The sequence below is a fragment of the Methylophilus sp. Leaf416 genome (assembly GCF_001424665.1).
Taxonomy (GTDB): Bacteria; Pseudomonadota; Gammaproteobacteria; order Burkholderiales; family Methylophilaceae; genus Methylophilus.
The window spans coordinates 1-24,891 of the sequence record NZ_LMQS01000005.1; the positions used below are offsets into that span (position 1 = coordinate 1).

Below are 24,891 nucleotides of genomic sequence, written 5' to 3' on the forward strand. Positions count from 1 at the left end.
ATCGGTGGTGCGACTGGTACTGGTGTGATTGTTGATAATGACAAAGCGACTGTTGTGACTGTAGAACCAGGTCAGCCTGGCCCAGGTGACGACAGCGTTGTTGAAGGCACATCTCTGGTTTATACAGTGACCCTGAGTGCAACTACCAACGTTCCTACTACATATACTTACAACCTGGGTGGTGGAACTGCGTCAACTGCCGATTATGGTACTGCCGTATTTAGCAATGGCGTTACCTACAATCCGGCTACCGGAACGATCACTGTACCAGCAGGCGTAAGCAGCTTCACTGTGACAGTGCCGACAGTTGATGACACYATYGTTGAACTGAACGAGACACTGCCACTGACTATCGGTGGTGCGACTGGTACTGGTGTGATTGTTGATAATGACAGGGCTACGATAGACACTATCACTGCTGGTCCGAATGGTGGGTCTGTTGAAGAAGGTAATAATCTGGTTTACACAGTCACTTTAAGCACTGCCACGAATGCACCGACAACCTATAGCTACACCCTGGGTGGCGGTACAGCTTCCAGCGCAGATTATGGCTCCGCCGTGTTCAGCAATGGCGTTACTTACAATGCTGTTACCGGAACTATCACCGTTCCGGCAGGTGTGAGCAGCTTCACTGTAACTGTGCCTACTATTGATGACACATTGATTGAGCCAAACGAAACCCTGCCATTGAGCATTGGTGGCAAATCAGCAACCGGTATCATCATTGACAACGATAGTGGTATCACAGTTGTGAATGGCAGCAAGTTCACTGTCTCTGAAGAAGGTTTGTCTGGCGGTATCAAAGATAATGCTGGCAACACTGATACTACTGATTCAGCCGTAGCCACAGGTTCGTTCAGCTTGAATGCTAGTAACAGTAGCGGTGCTGTATGGACGCTGACTGCGCCAACGGCAGGCACACTAACTTCCGGTGGAGTGACTGTGACATGGTCATTGTCTGCAGATGGCAAAACATTGACCGGTTTTGCAGGTAGCGAGAAAGTACTGACTGCAACGATCAACAACAGTGGTGCCTATAACGTTACATTAAGCAAACCAATTGATCATCCTATTACGACGACCGAAGACACTCTGAAAACTGAGATTGGTGTCAAAGTCGTTGCCAATGGTGTGACACAAGTCACAACCCTGCCGGTAACGATTGAGGATGATTCACCTGTTGCAAACAACCAGACTGTTTATGCAACTAACTCCGCAAACACCAATGTCATGATTACATTGGACGTTTCCGGCAGTATGGGTGGAAGAGATGGTGTGGGCGGCCAGACTCGTTTGGCAAGTGCTATTCAGTCAATCAAGACGCTGTTGGCAAGCTATGATGATCTGGGTGATGTGAAAGTTGCCTTGGTTGTGTTTGCTGGCGATGCGCAAACGAGACAATTAGGGACAACCTGGTTGACTGTTGCTGAAGCTAACACTCTCTTGAACACTTTGTCTGCCAATGGCAATACAAACTATGATTCAGCCCTTGAAACAGCAATCAATGCTTATGGTTCTCCTGGTAAATTGGATAATGCACAGACTGTGTCTTACTTTTTTACAGATGGTGAGCCTAACCGTGGGTTGGGTGGTACTAGTGACCTAAGCGGTAACGAGAATGCATCTTCTGCTGACGCTGGTATCCAAGCGGCTGAAGAAAGAGCATGGATTCAATTCCTGGAAACTTATAACATCAAGTCATATGCGCTTGGTTTAGGCCAAAACACCTCTACATCACAGCTGGACCCAATTGCATACGATGGTCAGGCTGGTGTGAATACCGGTGGTGTCAAAGTGACTAATTTTGACCAGCTCGATGGTGTGTTGAGCCAAACAGTTGCAGCTTCTATTTCTGGCAGCTTGGTGACTAACGGTGGTTTCGGTGCAGATGGTGGCTATGTGAAATCAGTGGTAGTGGATGGTAGTACTTACACATTCAATGCAACGACAGGTGCAATTACTGTAAACGGTACTAACAACAGTACTTATGATTCTGCAAGTCACAAACTGACAATTACCACCAGCAAAGGGTCATTGGTTTTAGACATGGATGATGGCACGTTTGTCTTCACACCTAAAAACACCAGTGTTTCCGGTGTGGCTGACTTCAAATACACATTGAGTGACAGAGATGGTGATACCAGCTCTGCTACATTGAGCATCAATGTGACTAAGATCAATGCCGTTCCACAAGTTGCGCCTGATGTAAGCACCGGTATCAATTCTGCTGGTTTGTTGACCATCCCAGGCTTGTTGAATGTTGATCTGCTGAACTTCTCCAGCAGACAAGGATTCAGTGCCAGCGATGTGAATAACAACATCAATAATGTCACTATTACTTACAGCGCATTGATTGCACTGAGTGGCGCTTTCCTGAACTACTCTTCTGCTGTTGCAAGTGAGCTAGGCTTGAAAGTGACTTATGCACAAGATAATGGCTTCCTTAATGTACTAGGAGGCAGTGGTAAGCTGGAAGTGACTGCTCTAGATGGCGGTACCATCGATAACCTGAAGCTGAATGAATTCTTGTCTACCATCAGAACAGATAACACTATTGGTGTGAATGTGCTGGATAGCTTCAAGATTAGTGCGACAGACAGCACCAATCTAAGTGACAGTGCATCTTCAGCCAACCTGATCAATATTGATCTGTTGACTAGCGGTAATAGCGGAATCATTAGTGGCACCAGCGGAAATGATACCCAGCTTAACGGTACTTCAGGAAACGATATCATTTACGGTTTAGGTGGTAACGATACACTGAACGGCGGTGCTGGTAACGATATCCTGCGCGGTGGTGCCGGTAACGATACCTTGAATGGCGGTGACGGTAACGACATCCTGATTGGTGGTAAAGGTAACGATACTCTGACTGGCGGTGCAGGCGTGGATGTCTTCAAATGGGATCGTGGTGATGATGGTGTAGCGGGCAACCCTGCACGTGACACTATCACTGATTTCAACAAGGCAGCCCCATCACAAGGTGGTGATGTGCTGGATATCCGTGATTTGTTACAAGGCGAGAATCCGGGCAATCTGCAGAACTACCTGCACTTTGAAAAATCAGGTAGCGATACCATTGTTCATATCAGTTCGAATGGTGGTTTTGCCAATGATGCACACAATGTGTCAGGAAGCTTTAGCAGCGGCAATACTACTCAGCAGATCGTGTTGAATGGTGTCGATATTACTACCGGTCAAAGCAGTGATGCAGCGATTATCAATAGCCTGTTAGCACAACAAAAGTTGATTGTTGATCAGTAATTAATGTAGTTGAAATAAAAAAAGCGACCTTCGGGTCGCTTTTTTTATTTCTGAATTGGAATAACAATATTCCAAAAGAAGCGTTGATCGAATAAGAAAAGGGCACAAATGTGCCCTGGTTAAATTAAATGCAGTTGAGTCTAAAGTGCCAGCATATCTACAAATTGGTGAACGGAGGTTTTTTCCAGTGCTTTCTGGTCTTGGCAAAGCGTTAATATTTCCGATTGTTTTTTTTCATCAAACCGACGAGCCAGATTCACCTTGAATTTCTTCACTAATTCGGGGATACCTTCTTCCCGACGGCGACGATGACCAATCGGGTACTCAACGGCAATATTGCTGGATTGAGTACCGTCTTTAAAAAAGATCTGGATGGCATTGGCGATTGAGCGTTTTTCCGGGTCCAGGTAATCGCGCGTGTATTCAGCTTTTTCCACACAAGTCATTTTATCGCGCAAGGCATCGATACGAGGATCAGCAGCTGCTTCATCTTCGTAGTCCAAAGCTGTCAGCTTACCTTTCAACAAGCCAACTGCAGCCATGTATTGGATGCAGTGGTCGCGGTCAGCAGGGTTATTCATCGGGCCCGATTTATCAATAATACGTATGGCTGATTCATGTGTGGTGATGACGATTTTTTCAATATTACTGATATCGTCCAGGGATTGCAGACGGTTTCCAACTTCTTTATTTAACTGGAAAGCACTTTCCACAGCGGTTTGTGCATGAAATTCTGCTGGAAAAGAAATCTTGAACAGCACTTGCTCCATGACATAGCTCCCGTATGGACGCTGGAATTTAAAAGCATTACCTTTAAACAACACATCATAGAAACCCCAGGTTTTGGCGGTGAGCGCACTTGGATAGCCCATTTCACCTTGCAGCGTCATCCAGGCCAGGCGCACCGCACGAGAGGTGGCATCACCGGCAGCCCAGGATTTACGAGAGCCTGTATTCGGGCTATGTCTGTAAGTGCGCAGGCTCTGGCCATCGACAAACGCGTTGGAAACAGCATTGATGATATCTTGCTTGTTACCACCAAGCAGTTTGGTGACCACAGCGGTAGAAGCAATCTTGACCAGGATAACGTGGTCCAGCCCTACGCGGTTAAAGCTGTTTTCCAGCGCCAGTACACCCTGGATTTCGTGCGCCTTGATCATTGCTGTCAGCACCTCCTTCATGGTTAGCGGAGCCTTGCCTTCAGCTACATTTTTGCGTGAAATATAATCTGCTGAGGCCAGTATGCCGCCTAGATTATCGGAAGGATGTCCCCACTCGGCGGCCAGCCAGGTATCATTGAAATCCAGCCAGCGGATCATGGCGCCAATATTGAATGCCGCCAGAATCGGGTCCAACTGGTAGGACGTGCCTGGTACTTTTGCACCGTTAGGTACTATTGTGCCGGTAATCACTGGCCCCAGCAATTTGGTACACGCTGGATAATCTAATGCTTCAAACCCGCAACCCAGTGTATCCATCAGGCAGTTACGCGCTGTATCGTAAGCTTCGGCAGAGTCAATCTCAAAATCTGCCACGTAATTGGCGATATCGACAATCACCTGATCCGGATCCGGGCGTACATTAGAAATATGGGCTGACATAGTTATTACCTTTATCAATAGGTTAAAAGTGAATCAATTGCTGCTTGTGATTCGTTAATATTTAAATTTTGACGCACCTTGGTCTTGATGCTTTATGTGTTAAAGCAACGGGAAGAACTAAAGATGCAGGTCAAAAGTGCGTGATTAACGCTGTTTAATAGGAACAAAAGGCCTGTTATCCGGCCCGTTATATTCCGCATTAGGGCGAATAATTTTGTTATCAATACGCTGTTCAATGGAGTGTGCAACCCAACCGGTGGTGCGGGAGATCACAAAGATAGGCGTAAACATGCCGGTAGGAATGCCCATCATGTGATAGCTGGAAGCGCTGTACCAGTCCAGGTTGGGGAACATTTTCTTTTCACGCCACATGGTTTCTTCAATGCGGGCAGAAATATCGAAAAGTTTCAGATTGCCAGCGTCTTCTCCCAGTGAGCGGCTGACTTCCTTGATGGATTCATTCCTTGGGTCGGCGATGGTATAAACCGGATGCCCAAAACCAATAATGATTTCCTTACGCGCCATGCGCGCCATGATGTCAGCCTCGGCTTCATCCGGATTGTTGTAGCGCTCTATGATTTCCATTGCCGCTTCATTGGCACCGCCATGTTTGGGTCCACGCAAGGCGCCAATCGCACCCGTGACACAGGAATACAGGTCAGACAAGGTGCCGGCAATCACCCGCGCGGTAAATGTGGAAGCATTGAACTCATGTTCCGCATACAGTACCAGGGATGTATTCATGGCTTTAATATGCAGTTCAGAAGGTTTTTTTCCGTGCAGGATATGCAGGAAATGTGCGGCAATCGAGTCATCATCGGTTTCTACCTCAATGCGCGTACCGCTCTGGCTGAAGTGATACCAGTACACCAGAATAGAACCGAAACAGGCAATCAGCCTGTCACCAAGTGCTTGTGCGCCTTCGGTATTTCGGTCTGTAGCTTCCGGTTCCAGCGTGCCTAGCATGGAGCAGCCAGTGCGCATGACATCCATAGGGTGCGCATCGGCAGGAATCTGTTCCAGTACGGCTTTCAGTGCACTGGGCAGGCCGCGCAGCTTTTTGAGCTTTTGATGATATTGCGTGAGTTGTGCCTGGGTGGGCAGCTCGCCGTAAATCAGCAAGTAGGCGACTTCTTCAAAGGTAGCATGTGTTGCCAGCTCGATAATATCGTAACCGCGGTAGTGTAAATCATTGCCACTATGGCCAACGGTGCAAATAGCTGTTGTGCCAGCCGCGACACCTGCCAGGGCAACACCTTTCTTGCGTTTGGGTGCTTCCGTAGACGTGTTTAAATCAGTAGGTGTATTCATCATGATCTCCAAGAGCCCTTATTGCTTGAAAAGGGCGTCGAGTTTTTCTTCAAAGGCGTGATAACCGAGATGGGTATACAGGTCAGCACGCGTTTGCATCAGGTCCAGTACGTTTTTCTGTGTGCCATCCTTGCGCACACCCTGATAGACGGTGAGGGCTGCCTGGTTCATGGCGCGGAAAGCAGAGAGTGGATATAGCACCATGCCCACGCCTGCCGTTGCCAATTCATCTACCGTAAACAATGGCGTCGCGCCAAATTCGGTGATATTCGCCAGTACCGGCACTTTGACCGCTTCAACAAATTGCTGGTACATCTTCAAGTCGGTCATGGCTTCCGGAAAAATCATATCGGCACCGGCTTCTACACAAGCACTCGCGCGATCTATGGCTGATTGCAGCCCTTCCACCGCTAAAGCATCGGTACGTGCCATCACCACAAAATCATCATAAGGTTTGGCATCCACTGCTGCTTTTACGCGGTCTACCATTTCATCCAGGCTGACGATGGCCTTGTTGGGCCTGTGTCCGCAACGTTTGGCGCTGACCTGGTCTTCAATATGCACTGCAGCCGCACCGGCTTTAGCCACGCTTTTAATGGTACGGGCAATATTGAAAGCACCGCCAAACCCGGTATCAATATCTACCAATAATGGCGTCTCCACCGCGTCAGTGATACGACGGACATCAATCAGCACATCTTCCAGCGTGGAAATACCTAAATCCGGCAAACCAAGCGAACCGGCCGCTACACCGCCACCAGACAGGTAAATGGCTTTAAAGCCGCTCTGTGTCGCCAGCATGGCGTGATAGGCATTAATGGCACCTATGATTTGTAACGGCTGTTCTGTCGCCAGCGCAGCACGGAAGCGTGCACCTGGCGTAAGAGATTGAATCATGATCAAGTTTTCCTGTTTGCCGGGGTTAGAAAAAAGCTGTTTCAGCTTCAGCTGGCATAGCTACGCCGGTTTGCTTGGCTTTCTGCAACACCTCCCAGAAGTATCGGTAGGTGGCGCGGTCGTGTAATTCCCCGGCGTACTGAATCGGGCCCCAATCAGCGGCTTGTGCCGTAAGCAGGATATTGGCCGCATCACTGACTTCGTCAAAGTTAGGTTTCATGGCGTCGACAATGGCCTGGATCTGCGTCGGGTAAATACTCCACATACGCATGAACCCGAATTCATTGCGGGCGCGATAGGCATCGCTGTAAGTCACTTCCGCATTTTTTAAATCAAGGGTGACGTTATGCGCAGGCACTACCCCATTTGCCAGCGCGGCGGAAACGACTTCGCTTTTGGCGCGTGCAAGCAATTGATGGTCAAACTGCCCCGGACTACGCATGGCGGTGGCCGGAATCGCACCGTTATGGGCACTGACAAAATCCATTAAACCGAAATCCAGTACCTGTAACCACGGCAGTTGCGCGATCTCATGCACCTGGCGCAGGGCGCCATGTGTTTCAATCAGCAAATGTACGGGAATTTCACGCGCTATGCCGTGCTGTTTGGCAACCTGCTGAATATAGGCAATCATTTCCTGTGCCTGGCTAATATCCGTGCATTTGGGGATCGTCAGGTAGCTCAATACCTGGCCGGCACCACCAACCAGGATATCAATATCTTTTTTCCAGTGCGGATGCGTGTAGTCATGGATACGCGCGCCCGCCATCTTGTGCTGGTTGGCTTCAGAATTCAGGATACGCACTATCATTTCTGCATGTGCTTGTTCCTGGCCACTGGCAGCGCCATCTTCGCAATCGCAAGTGATATCGAATACCGGGCCTGCGCCATTTGGGTTCGCCGGGTCCTGCAAGGACAATGCTTTTAAAATCAGTTTTTCACTGCCGGCAAAATGTTCACAGGCCGGGATCACGGGAAAGGGTTTTTCACCGCCAAACAAAGCCTGATTTGGATGGACCGCCATCATCAATTTCCTTTCCGTGGAATAAGTACTGTGTAATCGAGATCGAGCACCACATGCGGATGGTAGCCCTGTGTGGTTTTGATATTCTCCAGTGTGGTCGGCGGCATATTCTTGACACCCACCATACGCAAGCGTAATGCACCCAGTTCCGGATAGGGCAGGGGCCATTTGTCCAATACCTTGGTCAGGCAGTAAATGGTGTCACCGGCATAACTCGGATTGGCATGAGTACCGCCATTGATCGCCAGAATGGAAATGGCATTTTCCAGTCCTTCGTAACTCAGTGCCCGACATGCCGAAATCACCACGCCGCCATAGACCAGGCGCTTGCCTTGCGGTGTGCTTTTCATCAGGTGCGCGTCAAAATGCAGGCGGGCATTATTCTGGTATAAGTGCGTGGCCAGGGTATGGTCGGTCTCATTGATAGTCAGGCCGGAAGGATGGCGCATACATTCTCCCACCTCGTAGTCATCCCACCAGTATTTGCCACCGGTGGCGACGCCCAGGTCATTTTGCAACTTGAAGTTAGTGGGCAAAGCCAATGATTCAGCGGCGACAAATTCCGGCAATTCTGGAATAGTGGTTTCCGGGGCAGGGGCCTCATGATTCTTTTTTTGTACCATGACCCAGCGTACCCAGCTAAGCACAGGTTGTTGATGCTGGTTGACAGTGGTGGAACGTACCCAGACCACGCCATTTTTACCGCTGGAATTTTGTTTCAGGCCTATCACCTCGCTGGAAGTTGCGAGTGTGTCGCCTACATAGACTGGCTGCAGAAAGCGCACATCAGCATAGCCCAGATTGGCAACCGCATTGACTGACACATCCGGCACTGTTTTACCAAAAGCGATATGAAAAGCCAGTAAGTCATCAATCGGCGTTGTCGGATAGCCTAATGCCTGCGCCAGTGGCTCACAGCAATGCAGCGGGTTGCGCGCACCGGTCAGCGCGATATAAAGCGCGCTATCTCCTGCAGTAATAGTGCGAGGGGTCGCGTGCTGGATGACTTCGTGCAGTTTGAAGTCTTCGAAGAAACGGCCTGCAGAAATTTTGCTTTGCATGGTGTCCTCCTTTAAAATTTTTCAGTAGGGTTAAGCATTAAATAAACTCTTCTTCCAGTTCGCTGATGGCTTCTGCAAGCTGAATTAATCGTTGGGCTGCTTTGATATGGTGATGCTCAACCAGTTTATCGTTAACTACCACAGTACCTCGGCCCGCTTCATTGGCTTCTTTCAAGGCTTTAATAATCAGGCGCGCATGTTCAACTTCGCTGCGTTGTGGAGTGTAAGCGTCATTGCAATAAGCTATCTGCGCCGGGTGTACCAGGGACTTGCCATCCATGCCGATATCCCGGCCTATGCGACAGGCGTATTCAAATGAATGCATATTCTTGAAATCGCTGGTAATGCCATCAATGACGCCTTTACCATAAGCACGTGCGGCAAGGATTACCAGGGATAATGAAGTCAGGATAGCAGAACGCTCGTGCGTGACACGTGCATGTAACTGCGAAATCAGGTCTGAGGTGGCCATCACCATACAGATCACACGTTCGGAAGCAGCGGCGATTTCCTTGGCATTCAATACCGCCAGCGGGCTTTCTATCATCACCATCATGGGCACGTCTTTGCCACCGGCGGCGTCCAGTAATTGTTGCGCCCGCAATACATCTTCACGGGATTCTATATTAGGAAACAGGATGGCATCGGCGCCAACATTAGCCACGGCCTGGATGTCATCGTGACCCCAGATTGAATCCAGGTCGTTGACTCGGATGACAACTTCTCGTTTGCCGTAACCACCCTGTTTGACAGCCTGAACCACATTTTCACGCGATTGCAGTTTGGCATCGATCAGGATCGGGTCGCCCAGGTCCAGGATGACTGAATCCGCCGCCAGTGTGCGTGCACGTTCCAGGTAGTGCGTATTGCATCCTGGCACATACAACATGGAGCGTCTGGGTCTGAGTGGATAGGGCATTATTTTTCCTTGTTAAGGAGATTTCACTGAATTATTGATGATAAAATTTTGTCTGTCAATGAATATCTTATGTCTTATATAAGATATAAAACAGTGGACATCTGAGTTTTGTCTGTGGTATAAATTAATTAAGCATGGCGGAATGAAGTTTTTCGCATATCAGAAAATGAATATAGCGTTTACCTGGAGCGTTTACCAATGATGGATAAGCAGTTTGCATCGGCGAGTTACAGACCCTTATATGATCAGATTAAGGTGTTGATTACGCAAAGTCTGATAGGCGGTGAATGGCGCCCGGGTGATATGATCCCCAGCGAGATCGACCTGGCACAGCGCTATAAAGTAAGCCAGGGCACGGTGCGTAAAGCCATTGATAGTCTGGCGACGGAAAATATCCTGATTCGCCGCCAGGGCAAAGGCACGTTTGTCGCTACTCATAACCAGGATGACGTGAAATTGCGTTTTTTGCGGTTGACGGCAGAAAATGGCCAGAAAGAGTTGCTGCAAAACGAGTTTCTCTCCTGTATCAAGAGTAAAGCCAACGCGCATATCGGCAAAGTATTAGAAATCAAGGCTGGTGCAACCACTATTGAAGTAAAGCGTCTGTTGACGTTTTCCGGTCGCCCCCTGATTTATGACCATATTGTGGTGCCAGCTGCCCCATTCAAAGGCCTGAACCGAGCCAAGGTTGAAGAAAGCAATGGCTCTATGTATAGCATGTACGAGTCACAATTTGGCATTCGCATGATACGGGCGGAAGAACGCATTAAAGCAGTGGCAGCAGATGCTGAAGTTGCGAAAGCGCTGGGTTTGAAAGAGGGGTATCCACTACTGAGTATTGAGCGGGTGTCGTTTACTTATGGCGACAAACCTATGGAGTGGCGGTTCGGGTTGTGTCTTACTGATGATCACCACTATATGAGTGAGTTGGAATGATTAAAAATTATTCATTAGCTGTGTTGAATTTCGCTGGCCGTGCTATTCGCACTGTCTGCGCTCATTCGCCTTGCTGCTGAAATTTTTAAATCATTTTATTAATAAAGCCAGGGCCATATTAAGGAAAAATCAATGGACGATTTAAAAAAACGCGCACTGGATTACCATCAGTTCCCCAAGCCGGGAAAACTGAGCGTTGAATCGTCCAAACCATGCGCCACCCAGCAGGATTTGTCACTGGCTTATACGCCTGGTGTAGCCGAGCCGGTGCGTGAAATCGAGGCGGACCCAGCCAATGCTTACAAATATACCAATAAGGGTAACTTGATTGCCGTGATTACCGATGGCACGGCGGTGCTGGGACTCGGCAATGTGGGCGCACTCGCAGGCAAGCCGGTGATGGAAGGAAAAGCCGTATTGTTCAAGCGTTTTGCCGGGATTGATGTGTTTGATATAGAAGTGAATGCAGCAACGCCGGATGATTTTATCCAGACAGTAGTAAATATTGCCCCTACGTTTGGGGGCATTAACCTTGAGGATATTGCAGCACCGCACTGTTTCTATATTGAAAATGAGTTGAAAAAACGCCTGGATATTCCGGTATTTCATGACGACCAGCATGGCACTGCAGTCATTGTTGCGGCAGCATTGCTGAATGCCCTTGAATTACAGAGCAAAGCTTTGCCTAACGTCAAAATAGTGTTTTTAGGCGCAGGCGCGGCTGGTTGTTCTTGTGCGAAATTGCTTAAGTTAATGGGCGCGACAAATATCATCATGGTTGATCGCAAAGGGGTGCTGGATACTTCACGTGATGATTTGCATGATAATAATCATGAGTTGGCCGTTGCGCCAACAGATGCCAAAACCCTGGCAGATGTCATATCCGGTGCCGATGTATTTATTGGCGTATCCGCTAAAAATGGCCTGCCGCCAGCACTGGTTACCGAGATGGCGGCAAAGCCTGTGATCTTTGCACTGGCGAATCCGGATCCTGAAATCTTGCCTGACCAGGTATTTGCACTACGCGATGACGTTATCATGGCGACCGGCCGCAGTGATTTTCCCAACCAGGTAAACAATGCCTTGTGTTTCCCTTATCTCTTCCGCGGCGCGCTTAATGCACAAGCGAAACAGATTACAGAAGAAATGAAAGTCGCGGCCGCTAAAGCATTAAGCGCGCTGGCACGTGAGCCGGTGCCGCAACAGGTGCTGGATGCTTACCAGTTGAAATCACTCTCATTCGGTAAGGATTACATTATCCCTAAACCATTTGATCCGCGGCTAATGGAGTTTGTCGCTGGCGCTGTGGCGCAGGCGGCCAAATCAGGTAAATGAAGACAGTATGATTGTTAAAAAACCAAAAAAACAACGGCCCAAAAACCTCAATCTGTTCACCATTCGTTTGCCAGTCAATGCGGTGGTGTCGATTATGCATAGGGCCAGTGGCGTAGTGCTGTTTCTGATACAGCCGTTGATGTTATGGGCACTGTATCTCTCGTTGCGCAATGAGCAAGGTTACTCCACTGTATCCATGCAGTTGCAGCAATGGCCGGTAAAGCTGCTGTTGACTGGTTTGGCCTGGGCTTTCTTTCATCATTTTTACGCTGGTCTCCGGCATTTGGCAATGGACGTGCACTGGATGACTACTTTGCAAAAAGCAAGATTCTCCAGCCGCGTGGTATTGGGTTTGGTGGTGGCGACCATGTTGTTTGTGATATTCGCTATCTGGAAATAAGTTTGGAATATTCTTTTTGCAGATTGAGTCTCAGCCATGCTTTTTGAACTGCTGACCGCAAAGTACCCTGGTATGCGGCTGTGGTTGACACAGCGCTTGTGTGCATTGTCCATGGTGGCGGGTTTACTGCTGTTTTGTATGCGTGTGTTATGGCTGGCACCGCATGATTACGCCGGCTGGGTGGCTGTATTTGCACCTTGGTGGTGGCGTTTGCTCAGTGTTTGGTTTTTTATCTGTATGTTGCTGCATGCCTGGCTGGGCGTACGAGATGTATTGCGTGACTACGTACCGCATTTAGGTATTCGGGTGGTGTTGCAATGGGTAGTCAATCTCGCTGTGTGCGGGAACGCATTAGCAGTGGTATGGATTTTGTTTGCAATGAAGTTTTAAGGTGATGGCATGACTGGGTTAACAATATGACTGCAAGTAATATTCAGCATCACAAGGTAGATGCCGTCATCATCGGTGGTGGTGGTGCCGGCTTGCGCGCCGCGTTACAGCTGGCTGAGTCTGGTGCAGATGTCGCTGTGCTATCCAAAGTGTTTCCTACCCGGTCGCATACGGTGGCAGCACAAGGCGGCATTGCGGCAGCTTTGGGTAATGTCTCTGATGACAATTGGCTGTGGCATATGTATGACACGATCAAAGGTTCTGATTACCTAGGCGACCAGGATGCCATCGAGTTTATGTGCCGCAATGCCGCCAAGGCGATTATTGAGCTCGAACATTTTGGCATGCCGTTTGACCGGCTGGAGAATGGCCGTATCTTCCAGCGCCCGTTTGGCGGCATGACGCGTAACTTCGGCGAACAGCCGATTTCCCGTACCTGTGCCGTGGCTGACCGTACCGGGCACGCCATGCTGCATACCTTGTACCAACGAAATGTCAAAGCCAATACCCAGTTTTTAATCGAATGGTTCGCACTGGATCTTATCCGTGACATTGATGGCGATGTACTGGGCGTCATCGCCCTGGAAATAGAAACCGGTGATATCCATGTCATTCATGCCAAGGCAACCATGCTGGCTACCGGCGGTGGGGGCCGTATTTTCCAGGCCAGCACCAATGCGTTTATCAATACCGGCGATGGCCTGGGGATGGCGGCGCGGGCAGGCTTGCCGTTGCAGGATATGGAGTTCTGGCAGTTTCACCCGACTGGTGTACTCAATGCCGGTGTGCTGATCACTGAGGGCGTACGTGGCGAGGGCGGTTACCTGGTTAACAGTGAAGGTGAGCGCTTTATGGAGCGTTACGCGCCAACCGCCAAAGACCTCGCCAGCCGGGATGTGGTTGCACGTGCAATGGCGACTGAAATCAAAGACGGTCGCGGTGTAGGCAAATATAAAGACGCTGTCTACCTTAAACTGGACCATCTGGGCGAAGACATTATCAATAAACGTCTGCCGGGTATCCGCGAAATCGCCAAAACCTTTGCCGGGGTAGACCCGACTGTCGCTCCTATTCCGGTCGTGCCGACCGCACACTATATGATGGGCGGGATTCCAACTAACCTGGATGGCCAGGTAGTGATCCACGATGGCGAATCTGAACGCGTGGTCAATGGCCTGTATGCGGTGGGGGAATGTGCCTGTGTATCGGTGCATGGTGCCAACCGCCTGGGTTCTAATTCATTGCTGGACCTGGTGGTCTTCGGCAAGGCCGCTGGCGACAAAATGGCGGCAGATATTGCTAGCAGCCAAACACACAAACCTTTGCCAGCCAATGCAGAAGAAGCCACCCTGGCACGCGTGCACCGCCTGGAAAGTCATTTAGCCGGAGAGAATGTAGCCGACACCGGGCACGCCATGCGCCAGGTGATGCAAAAACATTGTGGCGTATTCCGCTTTCCGGAATTACTGGAAACTGGTGTCAGTGCGATTGAACAAGTCGCCAGGCAGGCAGCGCATCTGCGTATCACAGACAAGAGCAAAGTATTCAATACCGCCCGCGTGGAAGCGCTCGAACTTGATAACCTGATGCAAGTGGCAATGGCGACCATGAGTGCCGCACATGCGCGACAGGAAAGCCGTGGCGCACATGCGCGCGCAGATTTCCCGGAACGCGATGATACTAAATGGTTAACGCATTCACTATATTTTGCCAGTGAACAAAAGCTGATTTATAAACCGGTGCGCTTGCAGCCGCTGAGCGTTGAAACATTTGCGTTGAAGAAAAGGGTGTATTGATATGCGCTTCTCCATCTACCGGTTTAATCCGGACGTAGACAAAAAGCCTTACATGCAGGATTACGATATTGCACTGGAAGACAGCGACCAGATGCTGCTGGACGCACTCATGCGTGTGAAAGCGCTGGATGATACGTTGAGTATGCGTAAATCGTGCCGCGAAGGCGTATGCGGAAGTGATGCCATGAATATCAATGGCAAAAACGGACTGGCCTGTATTACCAAGCTGGAAGATTTGCAGGAGCCGGTAGTGTTGCGCCCTATGCCGGGCTTGCCGGTGATCCGCGATCTGGTGGTCGATATGACGCAGTTTTTTGAGCACTACAACTCGGTGATGCCCTATCTGCAAAATCACGAGTCACCGCCGGAAACCGAGCGCCTGCAAAGCCCTGAAGACCGCGCCAAGTTGGATGGCCTGTATGAATGTATTTTATGTGGAGCCTGTACCACCTCATGTCCCAGTTTCTGGTGGAATCCGGATAAATTTGTGGGCCCGGCCGGATTATTGCAAGCCTATCGTTTTATTGCTGATAGCCGCGATCAGGAGCAGGAAGCGCGTTTGGAAAACCTGGAAGACCCTTACCGTTTATACCGCTGCCATAACATCATGAACTGTACCGATGTCTGCCCGAAAAAACTCAATCCGAATGCCGCGATTGCAGCCATCAAGGATTTGAAAATCGAGAATGTTAAAGCGCACAAGCAGGATGCGCCGGGCAAGAAAATCTTTGGTATCAAAGTGCTTTAAGGAGTGGACATGTTGAATGCGGAAATCTTACGAGAGGCAGAACAACGACGACTGGCCTGGCGCTGCCGCCGTGGCATGCTGGAACTGGACATCGTATTGCAGCGCTTTGTCAGCGAACATTTTAATGGACTGACCCTCGCAGAAATGGCACAGCTGGATACGCTCCTGGAATTGCCGGACAACGTGTTCTGGGAGTTGATACAAGAGGTAAAAACTCAAGCATCAGCCACAAAATCACTGGCTAAAGAGTACACAGCCGTGTTGCAGAAATTAAGGGAAAGCCGGCCATCGGCAGAACAGGAAACTGCATGATTCAGCATATGGGGGAAGAGCCAATCGCGCTGGACGCCAGCGCTTTGGGTGACTACTGGCCAGGGATCCAGTTATATTATCCGCCGGTGAAATATGCGCCCAGCCTGGGTATTTATGAAGATATGGAACAGGCAGCTAACCGTATGGTCAAGCATGCCCATTTCACCAATGCGCACACCCTGATTTTTGACCTGGAAGATGGCTGTAGACAGAAGGAAATGAGCCGGACTTTATTACGTCAGGAACTGCCAAAGCTGCGTAAAGTTAACGAGCGCGTGACAATTGCGATTCGTGCCAATTCTTTCCGTACTGATGAGTATGAAGAGGACATGAAACTGGTGCGCGACATGGGCGAGTATATCGATGTCGTGATGCTGGCTAAAGCAGGGGAGTCCTATGGCGCAGCAGAAGTACGCGACTTATCCAGTTTCCTGATCAGCATTAACCCACACATCACCATCCAGCCGATTATCGAGCATCCGAAATCGCTCAAAATCGCGCCTGACTTGATGCAGTACGACACGGTAAAACATGTGGTATTCGGTATCCATGACTTCTCCAAAGCACTGGGCATACACATCACGCCGGAACACTGGATAGAGGAGCTGTTTTACTTTATCAACCAGATGATTTTTGAAGCCAGGATTGCCGGTAAAGGGGTGATTGGCGGCGTGGAAACATTAATAGGCAGCAATATCATGCCGGACAAGTTTGTTGAGCCACATGATGTGCGCCGCTGGCTGGACCTGCATGGTGATAACGAGTCGCGAGTGGTGTACAAGCATGCTTGCCAGGAAGCCGCGATGGGCCTGACCGGTAAGCAGGTGATACATCCTGGCCATATTCATTTATGCAAAACCGCCTACACGCCATCACCTACTGAAATTAACCAGAAAGTGGCGATTTTAAAGGCAGCGATTGAAGCGGATGCTTTACTGGGTGGCGCAATCAAGTTTGATGGTGAAATGCTGGATCCACCTATGTTTGGTAAGGCCTTGCAGACATTGTTGCGGGCGCATGCATTAAGGGCGTTGAAGACCAGTGATATGGAGTTTGCTTTGCATGTACTGCAATTGATGCCGGCGCAAGTAGTACGCCAGAACTGGCCCTACGGCATTCTGCTTTAATCAATGGCTGCGCTGGCGAATCACGGCGTTGCGCGGTACTCGAAATCCTCATGTACTCGAGTACATTCCGGTTTCTGCGTGCCGTGCGTCTTGTGCTTCATCCCGCTCGCTCATTGATAGGAGTGATGATTATTTAAAAGGCATTTCCAAAAGAAATGCGTATGACGCGTGATACCAACCCTGCACGCTTAGAGATTCAGGAAAGGTTTTGAGATGACACAGTTAGCACCTTATCCACAATGGCAATGGGATATCCCCGAGCTGTTCAATATTGGCGTCGCTTGTAGCGACCGCCATTTGGGAACTGCCAAGGCTGGCGAGATTGCCATGATTGTGGAGGATGATACCTTCGGTACCAGCACGATTACGTTTGCTGAACTGGCGGAGCAGACTGACAGGTTTGCGCAAGTGTTGCGTGACCTTGGTGTTACCGCAGGGGATCGCATCCTGATTCGTTTGCCAAATAGCCTGGATTATCCGATAGCCTTTTTGGGGGCAATGAAAACCGGAGCGATTTCGGTGCCGACATCGACGTTGTTAACTGCTGAAGAAGTCGCTTATTTAGCTAAGGATTCAGGAGCTGTCGTCTTGGTCACGGATGCTGCTGCCTGGGCAACCATGTCTGCCAAAATGCAGGAAAATATCGCACAGACGCCTAACCTCAAGCATATTCTGCTGACACAATTGACTGATGAGGCAGTTGCTTCAACTGTTGTCAATGTATTGTCATTACAAACCGCTTTGGCTGAAGCCACAGAAGCACAGGCTGCTTATGCTACGCGCGCTGAAGACCCTGCTTACCTGGTCTATACCTCAGGCACGACTGGTTATCCTAAAGGCGTGTTACACGCGCACCGTGCCTTGCTTGGGCGCCAGCCAGCAGCAGATTACTGGTTTAATTACAGTGACCAGTTGCAAGACCGCATTATGCATTCCGGCAAATTCAACTGGACTTATGTGTTAGGCACCGGCCTGATGGATCCTTTGTATCTGGGTAAAACCGTGATTGTGCATGAAGGTAAAAACGACGCACAAAAATGGCTGGACTTGATTGCCAAGCATAAAGCGACCATTTTTATCGGTGTACCAACGATTTATCGCCAGTTATTGCAGAAAACCACCGCTACACAAGCGGATATTCCAAGCGTTCGCCACTATATGAGCGCTGGTGAGCATTTGTCCGATGAAGTGTTGGTGCAATGGCGTGAACGTTTTGGGCTGGATATCTATGAGGCGGTGGGTATGAGCGAGTTTTCCTATTACTTGTCGCAAAGTATTTACCGGCCCATACGCGCGGGATCGGCTGGTTTTCCGCAGCCTGGGCATGATCTGGTCTTGTTGAATCCGGAAACACGGGAACCGGTCGCTGCAGGTGAAGAGGGCATGATTTGTGTGCCTGAGTCTGATCCAGGGCTATTCCTGAGTTATTGGAATCTGCCGGAAGAAACCGTCAAATACAAACATGATGGTTATTTCTTCACCGGTGACTATGCTAAATACGACGCTGATGGCTACATCTGGTTCCTGGGGCGCAAGGATGACATCATCAAGAGCTTTGGCTACCGCGTCTCGCCTTACGAGATTGAGCGGGTTTACAAAGGCCATCCTGCCGTGGCGGATTGTGCCGCGATTGGTGAAGAGATTGAGAAAGACAAATTGCTGGTGGTGATCTATGTGATACCTAAGCCGGAGTGTGAAGTGCAGGCAGATGAACTGATCGCCTTTGGCAAGCAACACCTGGCCGCTTACAAAACACCGAAAACGGTTTACCTGGCTAAGGAATTTCCACGCACTAAAAATGGTAAAATTCTACGTAAAGATGTTGGACCGGCGATTGCCTACATGAAAAGCAACGCCCGCTAACAATAACAATCATTTCAAGAACACCTATATCGAAAAACCATGGCCCTGATCAAGACCCAGGATTTTATCGAGAGTATTGCAGACGCCTTGCAATATATCTCTTACTACCACCCGGAAGATTACATCCGGGCCTTGGCCGTGGCTTACGAAAAAGAGCAGTCGCCTGCCGCGAAAGATGCGATTGCACAGATTTTGACGAATTCTCGGATGTGCGCAGAAGGCAAGCGCCCCTTGTGCCAGGATACCGGCATTGTGGTTGCCTTTGTGAAAGTCGGCATGCAAACGCAGTTTGAAGGCGATATGACAGTTGCAGAAATGGTGAACGAAGGTGTGCGCCGTGCTTACCTGCATCCGGAAAACACCTTGCGGGCTTCTATTGTCAATGATCCGGCCGGCGCGCGTAAAAACACTAAAGACAATACACCTGCCATTACCCATATTGAAATGGTTGCAGGCGACACTGTCGATATCCAGATTGCGGCCAAAGGCGGCGGCTCGGAAAATAAATCCAAATTGGCAATGCTTAACCCTAACGACAGTATTGTCGATTGGGTGATGGAAGTAGTCCCAAAGATGGGTGCTGGCTGGTGCCCGCCTGGTATGCTGGGTATAGGCATAGGTGGTAGTGCGGAAAAAGCCATGCTGCTGGCTAAAGAGTCATTGATGGAGCCGATTGATATCCAGGAGTTACAAGCCCGCGGCGCCCAAAATAAAATCGAAGAACTGCGGCTGGAATTGTATGAAAAGGTCAACCAATTAGGCATAGGCGCGCAAGGCCTGGGTGGCTTGACCACGGTGCTGGATGTGAAAATCCTGGATTATCCGACCCATGCCGCCAGTTTGCCGGTGGCGATTATTCCGAATTGTGCAGCCACACGCCACGTGCACTTTACGCTGGATGGTTCCGGTGTGGCAGAATTGGTGCCGCCAAACCCTGATGTATATCCGGATGTGCATTGGGCACCAAGCCCGCAAGCTAACCGTGTTAATCTGGAGACGGTGACGCAAGAAGAAACCCAAACCTGGAAAAACGGCGATACATTGCTGCTGACCGGTAAAATACTGACCGGGCGCGATGCCGCACACAAACGCATTAAAACCATGCTGGAAAAAGGCGAGCGATTACCAGTAGATTTCAACAACCGTTTTATTTATTACGTCGGCCCGGTAGATGCGGTCCGTGATGAAGCGGTCGGCCCGGCTGGACCAACCACTGCCACGCGTATGGATAGTTATACGGATATGATGCTGAATACCGGCCTGTTAGGTTCGATCGGCAAAGCGGAGCGTGGTGAACAGGCGCTTAAAGAAATCGCCAAACATAAGTCCGTTTATCTGATGGCTGTAGGCGGTGCCGCGTATTTAGTGAGCAAAGCCATTAAGAAATCCCGGGTGCTGGCCTTTGCAGACTTGGGCATGGAAGCGATTTATGAGTTTGATGTGGTGGATATGCCGGTGACTGTTGCTGTGAGTGCGAATGGCGAGTCTGTGCATAATACCGGCCCGGCACACTGGAAGAAAAAAATTGCCCTGCTTGCCGTGTAAGACATGCAAAAACATTGTGAGTGATATCACTGAACATAAGCACGATCTGGTAAAAGATACGTCATACAACTAAGCGCATAAATGAGGGTGGTATGATAAAAATGAACACTGGGGTTTTACAATATTCACTTGCATGGGCAGGGCTGATGTTCATATTTAGCCTGCCCGGGCATGCCGAATCGGCGCTGGATTATTTTACAGATAAAGATGGACGCTACAGCGGACCATCACTTGAACAACAGGTAGCTTTAATGGATACCGATCGCAACGGCTTTGCCGATGTGTTTGAAGTACGTGCCTATCTGGAAAAGCAGCATGGCAAAGGCTACCAGAAAGAATTGCTGGATAAATGGGAGTCATCTGCCTATGGAAAAAGTTGCAGTACCCCGTTTGCCAAAGAGTTATATGGAGACCGCACTCAATAGTCAGTTCGCTTAAGTGCAGATTTATTAACGGCTGAAAGAATGTTACACACAATTAACATTATGCCGAGTGGGCTGAATTATAATGACAAGATACTTCGCGGTTAGCCAATAACGCTGGCCCAGCATAACCAATTTCAAGCATTACAACTTAAGTTTATTGATAGAGCTCACATCATGTTAGAAGCATACGACACCCACGTAAAAGAACGCGCTGCGCAAAACTTGCCTCCCTTACCCCTCAATCCCGAGCAGGTCGCCGGACTGGTGGAGTTATTAAAAAGTCCGCCAGCAGGTCAAGAAGCATTATTGGTCGATCTGCTTGAAAACCGTATTCCTGCAGGGGTAGACCAGGCAGCGTATGTGAAAGCGGCATTTCTGGCCGATATAGCCAATGGCAAAGCGCATTCTCGTTTGGTTAGCCCTGAAAAAGCGGTAGAGCTACTGGGCACTATGCTGGGTGGCTACAACGTGCAGGCCCTGGTTGCGCTGCTGGATACCCCCTTGGCAGCCCATGCCATGAAAGCGTTATCAACCACTATCCTGATGTTTGATGCCTTTCATGATGTAGAAGAGAAAATGAAGGCGGGTAACCTGCACGCCAAAGCATTGATCACTTCATGGGCCAATGCTGAGTGGTTCACCAGCCGACCAGCGCTGGCAGAAGAAATCAAGCTGGTGGTGTTCAAGCTGGATGGCGAGACCAATACTGATGACTTAAGCCCGGCACAAGATGCCTGGAGCCGTCCGGATATTCCTTTGCATGCCAAAGCCATGCTGGTGAATCGCATGACTGACGGTCTCACTGTAATCGAAAACCTCAAGCAAAAAGGTTTGCCATTGGCTTATGTAGGTGACGTAGTCGGTACTGGCTCTTCACGTAAATCTGCCATTAACTCAGTGCAATGGTGGATGGGTGACGACATCCCGTTTATCCCTAACAAACGTACCGGTGGCGTGGTCATCGGCAGCAAGATAGCGCCTATCTTTTTTAACACCGCTGAAGATTCCGGTGCCTTACCGATTCAATGCGATGTTTCCGGGCTGAACACGGGTGATGTGATCGTGATTAAACCCTATGAAGGCAAAGTACTGTCTGAGGCGGGGGCATTACTTTCTACTTTTGAAATGAACCCGATTACCTTACCTGACGAAGTGCGTGCTGGTGGCCGTATTCCGCTAATTATTGGTCGCGGCCTGACTTCTAATGCACGCAAGGCCTTAAGCCTGCCGGACACTGATGTTTTCATCAAATCGATTCCGGCCAAAGATACTGGTAAAGGTTATACCCTGGCACAGAAAATGGTCGGCCGTGCGTGCGGTTTGCCAGAAGGTTTCGGCGTACGCCCGGGCACATATTGCGAACCAAAAGCGACCACGGTGGGTTCTCAGGATACCACTGGAGGTATGACGCGTGATGAGTTGAAAGAACTGGCTTGCCTGGGCTTTAGTGCCGACCTGGTTATGCAGAGTTTCTGTCATACCGCAGCTTATCCAAAGCCGGTAGATATTAAACTGCAACACGAGTTGCCCGAGTTTATGTCCAGCCGTGGTGGCGTCAGTTTACGTGCTGGTGATGGCGTCATTCACTCCTGGTTAAATCGCTTGATTTTGCCGGATACGGTCGGAACCGGTGGTGACTCACATACCCGTTTCCCGATTGGCATCAGTTTCCCTGCCGGTTCAGGCCTGGTGGCATTTGCCGCGGCTACCGGCGCGATGCCCCTGGATATGCCAGAATCGGTACTGGTGCGCTTTAAAGGTGAAATGCAACCTGGGATTACCTTGCGTGACCTGGTGAATGCAATTCCTTATGCCGCGATCAAAGAAGGCACATTGACCGTAGGCAAACAGGGTAAGAAAAACGTATTTAATGGCCGTGTGTTGGAAATTGAAGGCTTGCCAGACCTGAAAGTCGAACAGGCTTTTGAACTGGCGGATGCTTCAGCCGAGCGTTCTGCCAATGGTTGTACCGTGCTGCTGAATAAAGAACCGGTGATCGAATTCCTGAATTCCAACATTGTGCTGATGCAGAACATGATTGAAAACGGTTATGCCGATGCTCGCACACTGGAGCGCCGTATCGCCAGCATGAAAGCGTGGCTGGCGAAACCGGAACTGTTGCAACCGGATAGCGACGCCGAATATGCACATGTGATTGAGATTGACTTGGCAGACATTAAAGAGCCATTGGTGGCATGCCCGAATGACCCTGACGACATCAAACCATTATCCGCTGTTGTGGGCGACAAAATTGATGAAGTCTTTATCGGTAGCTGCATGACCAATATTGGTCACTACCGCGCCGCCGGTAAAGTGCTGGAAGGCGCTGGCAGCATCCCAACGCGCTTGTGGATTGCCCCGCCGACGCGTATGGATGAAGCGCAATTACGAGCAGAAGGTGTATATTCCACCTTTGGTGTTGCCGGCGCGCGTACTGAAATCCCGGGTTGCTCGCTATGTATGGGTAACCAGGCGCGCGTGGCCGATAAAGCCACGGTATTCTCTACCTCTACCCGTAACTTTGATAACCGCATGGGTAAAGATGCACGTGTCTACCTGGGTTCTGCCGAGTTGGCCGCGGTGTGCGCAAAATTAGGCAGGATGCCGACGGTACAAGAGTACCTGGATACATTGGGTTCCAAACTCAGCAATACCGCCGAGATTTACAAATACCTTAACTTTGACCAGATGACACAATACGCAGATTCACTGCAAAATGTGAAGAAAATCATACCGATACAAGAAACAGCCTAGCCGTTTCAATAGTTATGCAAAAAGGGAGCCCAGGCTCCCTTTTTTGTTTTAAATCGAACGCATCCTTGCAACTGTAAAACCTGTATAGCCCACTTCAGTTTTGATTATGATGTATTTACCGGCGTAAGTTATCTGATGCGCACGCGTCACCTTATGTTGAGTTTATTCACCACTTTTCACTGTCAAGGAGAAACACATGAAACCGTTTGAAAAAGGATTGGTTAATTATCAACATCGTCTATTGGCACATGATTATGGCCAGGTATTTTGCCGTTTTGATGCCGTGCAACAAACTTTGTGGAGCTATTTGCATCAGCCACAGCGTATCCCTTGCATCAACCATGACTTACTACTCAATCTGTATGCACATCATGAAGATATTCAGCGTAGCGGGGGTTATGTACAGACCGACGATGAAGAGGTGCTGCCTATTCGTTATTCAGTATTTGCTTCGGCCACACCGGGTTATTTCAATATGGGCGGCGATCTGCAAAAAATGGCCATGGCCATCCGCAATCAGGATAGGGCCCAACTGCAGGCATATGCAAAGCTGAGTATTGATGTTGTAGCGCAACGTGCCTTCCGCTTTAACCTGGATCACGTGACTAAAATATCGTTACTTCAAGGTGAAGTGTTAGGGGCAGGGATAGAAGCCGCAATGACCAGCGATGTACTGATTGCTGAACGCCAATCCGTCTTCTGCTTCCCGGAATTATTTTTTAACATGATTCCTGGGATGGGTGCTTATAGTTTTATTGCGCGCAAAGCCGGCATGGCGGTGGCCGATGAAATGATTCTGGGTTGTGAGCGTTTTACGGCTGAGCAATGCCTGGAAATGGGCCTGATCGATATAGTGGTGGATGAAGGGGAAGGCGAGCAGGCGGTGCAGGCATTTATCCAGAAAAACAGCCGCCAGGCAGAAGGCTTTCTATCTGCGCAAAAAGCTAAAGCCAGAATCAATCCGTTAACCTATAGCGAGCTGGAAGATATCGTCAACGTATGGGTAGAAAATGCATTGCGGCTGACAGAGCGCGATTTAAAAGTAATGGATCGTTTTTGTCGTGCCCAGACACGATTGTTCCCGGAGCAGGAGGCAGCCAAAGAGCAGGTGATATTAAATGATCAGCAGCAGACTGGGGAGTTACTGCAACAGCAGGTCGTAAATCAATAGGTGTTAAGCACT

General features: G+C 49.5%; 20 protein-coding genes. 14 read left to right on the forward strand and 6 right to left on the reverse strand.

What is annotated here, in order from left to right; all coding sequences use genetic code 11:
• Nucleotides 1-3,264: beta strand repeat-containing protein (locus tag ASG34_RS12160; RefSeq protein ID WP_156376486.1), on the forward strand; the 3,264-nt coding region annotated here is incomplete at its 5' end.
• Nucleotides 3,265-3,404: 140 nt separating this feature from the next.
• On the opposite strand, the gene ASG34_RS12165 is transcribed toward ASG34_RS12160, so the two are convergent.
• From ASG34_RS12165 to ASG34_RS12190, 6 genes are all read right to left on the reverse strand, one after another.
• Nucleotides 3,405-4,865 (reverse strand): bifunctional 2-methylcitrate dehydratase/aconitate hydratase, encoded by a 1,461-nt coding sequence (locus ASG34_RS12165; protein WP_055830939.1) that lies wholly within the window; start codon nt 4,863-4,865, stop codon nt 3,405-3,407.
• 144 nt (nt 4,866-5,009) lie between these two features.
• Nucleotides 5,010-6,176 (reverse strand): bifunctional 2-methylcitrate synthase/citrate synthase, encoded by a 1,167-nt coding sequence (gene prpC, locus ASG34_RS12170; protein WP_055830941.1) that lies wholly within the window; start codon nt 6,174-6,176, stop codon nt 5,010-5,012.
• Between the two features lie 18 nt (nt 6,177-6,194).
• Complete coding sequence (prpB, locus tag ASG34_RS12175) at nt 6,195-7,073, reverse strand: methylisocitrate lyase (RefSeq protein ID WP_055830944.1); 879 nt, start codon at nt 7,071-7,073, stop codon at nt 6,195-6,197.
• 25 nt (nt 7,074-7,098) lie between these two features.
• Complete coding sequence (locus tag ASG34_RS12180; RefSeq protein WP_055830946.1) at nt 7,099-8,097, reverse strand: HpcH/HpaI aldolase/citrate lyase family protein; 999 nt, start codon at nt 8,095-8,097, stop codon at nt 7,099-7,101.
• 2 nt (nt 8,098-8,099) lie between these two features.
• Nucleotides 8,100-9,158 carry a MaoC family dehydratase gene (locus tag ASG34_RS12185; RefSeq protein ID WP_055830948.1) on the reverse strand — a complete coding sequence of 353 codons (1,059 nt, stop codon included), beginning with the start codon at nt 9,156-9,158 and terminating at the stop codon, nt 8,100-8,102.
• 37 nt (nt 9,159-9,195) lie between these two features.
• Nucleotides 9,196-10,077, reverse strand: a complete 882-nt coding sequence (locus tag ASG34_RS12190) for an HpcH/HpaI aldolase/citrate lyase family protein (protein WP_200934482.1) — start codon at nt 10,075-10,077, stop codon at nt 9,196-9,198.
• A gap of 201 nt (nt 10,078-10,278) precedes the next feature.
• Between ASG34_RS12190 and ASG34_RS12195 the strand changes: the two genes are divergently transcribed.
• The 13 genes from ASG34_RS12195 (at nt 10,279) to ASG34_RS12255 (ending at nt 24,879) form a co-directional block, all read left to right on the forward strand.
• Nucleotides 10,279-11,013 carry a GntR family transcriptional regulator gene (locus tag ASG34_RS12195; protein WP_055831433.1) on the forward strand — a complete coding sequence of 245 codons (735 nt, stop codon included), beginning with the start codon at nt 10,279-10,281 and terminating at the stop codon, nt 11,011-11,013.
• A gap of 132 nt (nt 11,014-11,145) precedes the next feature.
• The gene (locus tag ASG34_RS12200) at nt 11,146-12,348 is read left to right on the forward strand and encodes a malic enzyme-like NAD(P)-binding protein (RefSeq protein ID WP_055830950.1); all 1,203 of its coding nucleotides are present in this window, start codon (nt 11,146-11,148) and stop codon (nt 12,346-12,348) included.
• A 7-nt stretch (nt 12,349-12,355) separates the two neighbouring features.
• Nucleotides 12,356-12,748 (forward strand): succinate dehydrogenase, cytochrome b556 subunit, encoded by a 393-nt coding sequence (gene sdhC / locus ASG34_RS12205; RefSeq protein ID WP_055830952.1) that lies wholly within the window; start codon nt 12,356-12,358, stop codon nt 12,746-12,748.
• Nucleotides 12,749-12,784: 36 nt separating this feature from the next.
• Nucleotides 12,785-13,138, forward strand: coding sequence for a succinate dehydrogenase, hydrophobic membrane anchor protein (gene sdhD / locus ASG34_RS12210; protein ID WP_055830953.1), 354 nt, complete (start codon nt 12,785-12,787; stop codon nt 13,136-13,138).
• Between the two features lie 26 nt (nt 13,139-13,164).
• A complete protein-coding gene (gene sdhA, locus ASG34_RS12215) occupies nt 13,165-14,934 on the forward strand; it encodes a succinate dehydrogenase flavoprotein subunit (protein WP_055830955.1) in 1,770 nt (589 codons plus the stop codon).
• A gap of 1 nt (nt 14,935) precedes the next feature.
• Entirely contained in the window at nt 14,936-15,682 is a 747-nt protein-coding gene (locus tag ASG34_RS12220; RefSeq protein ID WP_055830957.1) for a succinate dehydrogenase iron-sulfur subunit, read from the forward strand.
• Between the two features lie 9 nt (nt 15,683-15,691).
• Nucleotides 15,692-15,994, forward strand: a complete 303-nt coding sequence (locus tag ASG34_RS12225) for an FAD assembly factor SdhE (protein ID WP_055830959.1) — start codon at nt 15,692-15,694, stop codon at nt 15,992-15,994.
• Entirely contained in the window at nt 15,991-17,121 is a 1,131-nt protein-coding gene (locus tag ASG34_RS12230) for an HpcH/HpaI aldolase/citrate lyase family protein (protein WP_055830961.1), read from the forward strand. Before ASG34_RS12225 ends, ASG34_RS12230 begins: the two co-directional genes overlap by 4 nt.
• A 213-nt stretch (nt 17,122-17,334) precedes the next feature.
• Nucleotides 17,335-18,984 (forward strand): acyl-CoA synthetase, encoded by a 1,650-nt coding sequence (locus ASG34_RS12235; protein WP_055830963.1) that lies wholly within the window; start codon nt 17,335-17,337, stop codon nt 18,982-18,984.
• A 39-nt stretch (nt 18,985-19,023) separates the two neighbouring features.
• A complete protein-coding gene (locus tag ASG34_RS12240) occupies nt 19,024-20,529 on the forward strand; it encodes a fumarate hydratase (RefSeq protein WP_055830965.1) in 1,506 nt (501 codons plus the stop codon).
• Between the two features lie 146 nt (nt 20,530-20,675).
• Nucleotides 20,676-20,954, forward strand: a complete 279-nt coding sequence (locus ASG34_RS12245) for a hypothetical protein (protein WP_229007125.1) — start codon at nt 20,676-20,678, stop codon at nt 20,952-20,954.
• 174 nt (nt 20,955-21,128) lie between these two features.
• Nucleotides 21,129-23,708 (forward strand): bifunctional aconitate hydratase 2/2-methylisocitrate dehydratase, encoded by a 2,580-nt coding sequence (gene acnB, locus ASG34_RS12250; protein WP_055830970.1) that lies wholly within the window; start codon nt 21,129-21,131, stop codon nt 23,706-23,708.
• Between the two features lie 196 nt (nt 23,709-23,904).
• On the forward strand, nt 23,905-24,879 hold the full coding sequence (locus tag ASG34_RS12255; RefSeq protein WP_082504904.1) for a crotonase/enoyl-CoA hydratase family protein: 975 nt from the start codon (nt 23,905-23,907) through the stop codon (nt 24,877-24,879).
• The last annotated feature ends 12 nt before the right edge of the window (nt 24,880-24,891 follow it).

Coding starts and splice junctions, on each gene's coding strand:
- ASG34_RS12165 (WP_055830939.1), bottom strand. CDS start 4,865: ATGTCAGCCCATATTTCTAATGTACGCCCGGATCCGGATCAGGTGATT.
- prpC (WP_055830941.1), bottom strand. CDS start 6,176: ATGAATACACCTACTGATTTAAACACGTCTACGGAAGCACCCAAACGC.
- prpB (WP_055830944.1), bottom strand. CDS start 7,073: ATGATTCAATCTCTTACGCCAGGTGCACGCTTCCGTGCTGCGCTGGCG.
- ASG34_RS12180 (WP_055830946.1), bottom strand. CDS start 8,097: ATGGCGGTCCATCCAAATCAGGCTTTGTTTGGCGGTGAAAAACCCTTT.
- ASG34_RS12185 (WP_055830948.1), bottom strand. CDS start 9,158: ATGCAAAGCAAAATTTCTGCAGGCCGTTTCTTCGAAGACTTCAAACTG.
- ASG34_RS12190 (WP_200934482.1), bottom strand. CDS start 10,077: ATGCCCTATCCACTCAGACCCAGACGCTCCATGTTGTATGTGCCAGGA.
- ASG34_RS12195 (WP_055831433.1), top strand. CDS start 10,279: ATGGATAAGCAGTTTGCATCGGCGAGTTACAGACCCTTATATGATCAG.
- ASG34_RS12200 (WP_055830950.1), top strand. CDS start 11,146: ATGGACGATTTAAAAAAACGCGCACTGGATTACCATCAGTTCCCCAAG.
- sdhC (WP_055830952.1), top strand. CDS start 12,356: ATGATTGTTAAAAAACCAAAAAAACAACGGCCCAAAAACCTCAATCTG.
- sdhD (WP_055830953.1), top strand. CDS start 12,785: ATGCTTTTTGAACTGCTGACCGCAAAGTACCCTGGTATGCGGCTGTGG.
- sdhA (WP_055830955.1), top strand. CDS start 13,165: ATGACTGCAAGTAATATTCAGCATCACAAGGTAGATGCCGTCATCATC.
- ASG34_RS12220 (WP_055830957.1), top strand. CDS start 14,936: ATGCGCTTCTCCATCTACCGGTTTAATCCGGACGTAGACAAAAAGCCT.
- ASG34_RS12225 (WP_055830959.1), top strand. CDS start 15,692: ATGTTGAATGCGGAAATCTTACGAGAGGCAGAACAACGACGACTGGCC.
- ASG34_RS12230 (WP_055830961.1), top strand. CDS start 15,991: ATGATTCAGCATATGGGGGAAGAGCCAATCGCGCTGGACGCCAGCGCT.
- ASG34_RS12235 (WP_055830963.1), top strand. CDS start 17,335: ATGACACAGTTAGCACCTTATCCACAATGGCAATGGGATATCCCCGAG.
- ASG34_RS12240 (WP_055830965.1), top strand. CDS start 19,024: ATGGCCCTGATCAAGACCCAGGATTTTATCGAGAGTATTGCAGACGCC.
- ASG34_RS12245 (WP_229007125.1), top strand. CDS start 20,676: ATGTTCATATTTAGCCTGCCCGGGCATGCCGAATCGGCGCTGGATTAT.
- acnB (WP_055830970.1), top strand. CDS start 21,129: ATGTTAGAAGCATACGACACCCACGTAAAAGAACGCGCTGCGCAAAAC.
- ASG34_RS12255 (WP_082504904.1), top strand. CDS start 23,905: ATGAAACCGTTTGAAAAAGGATTGGTTAATTATCAACATCGTCTATTG.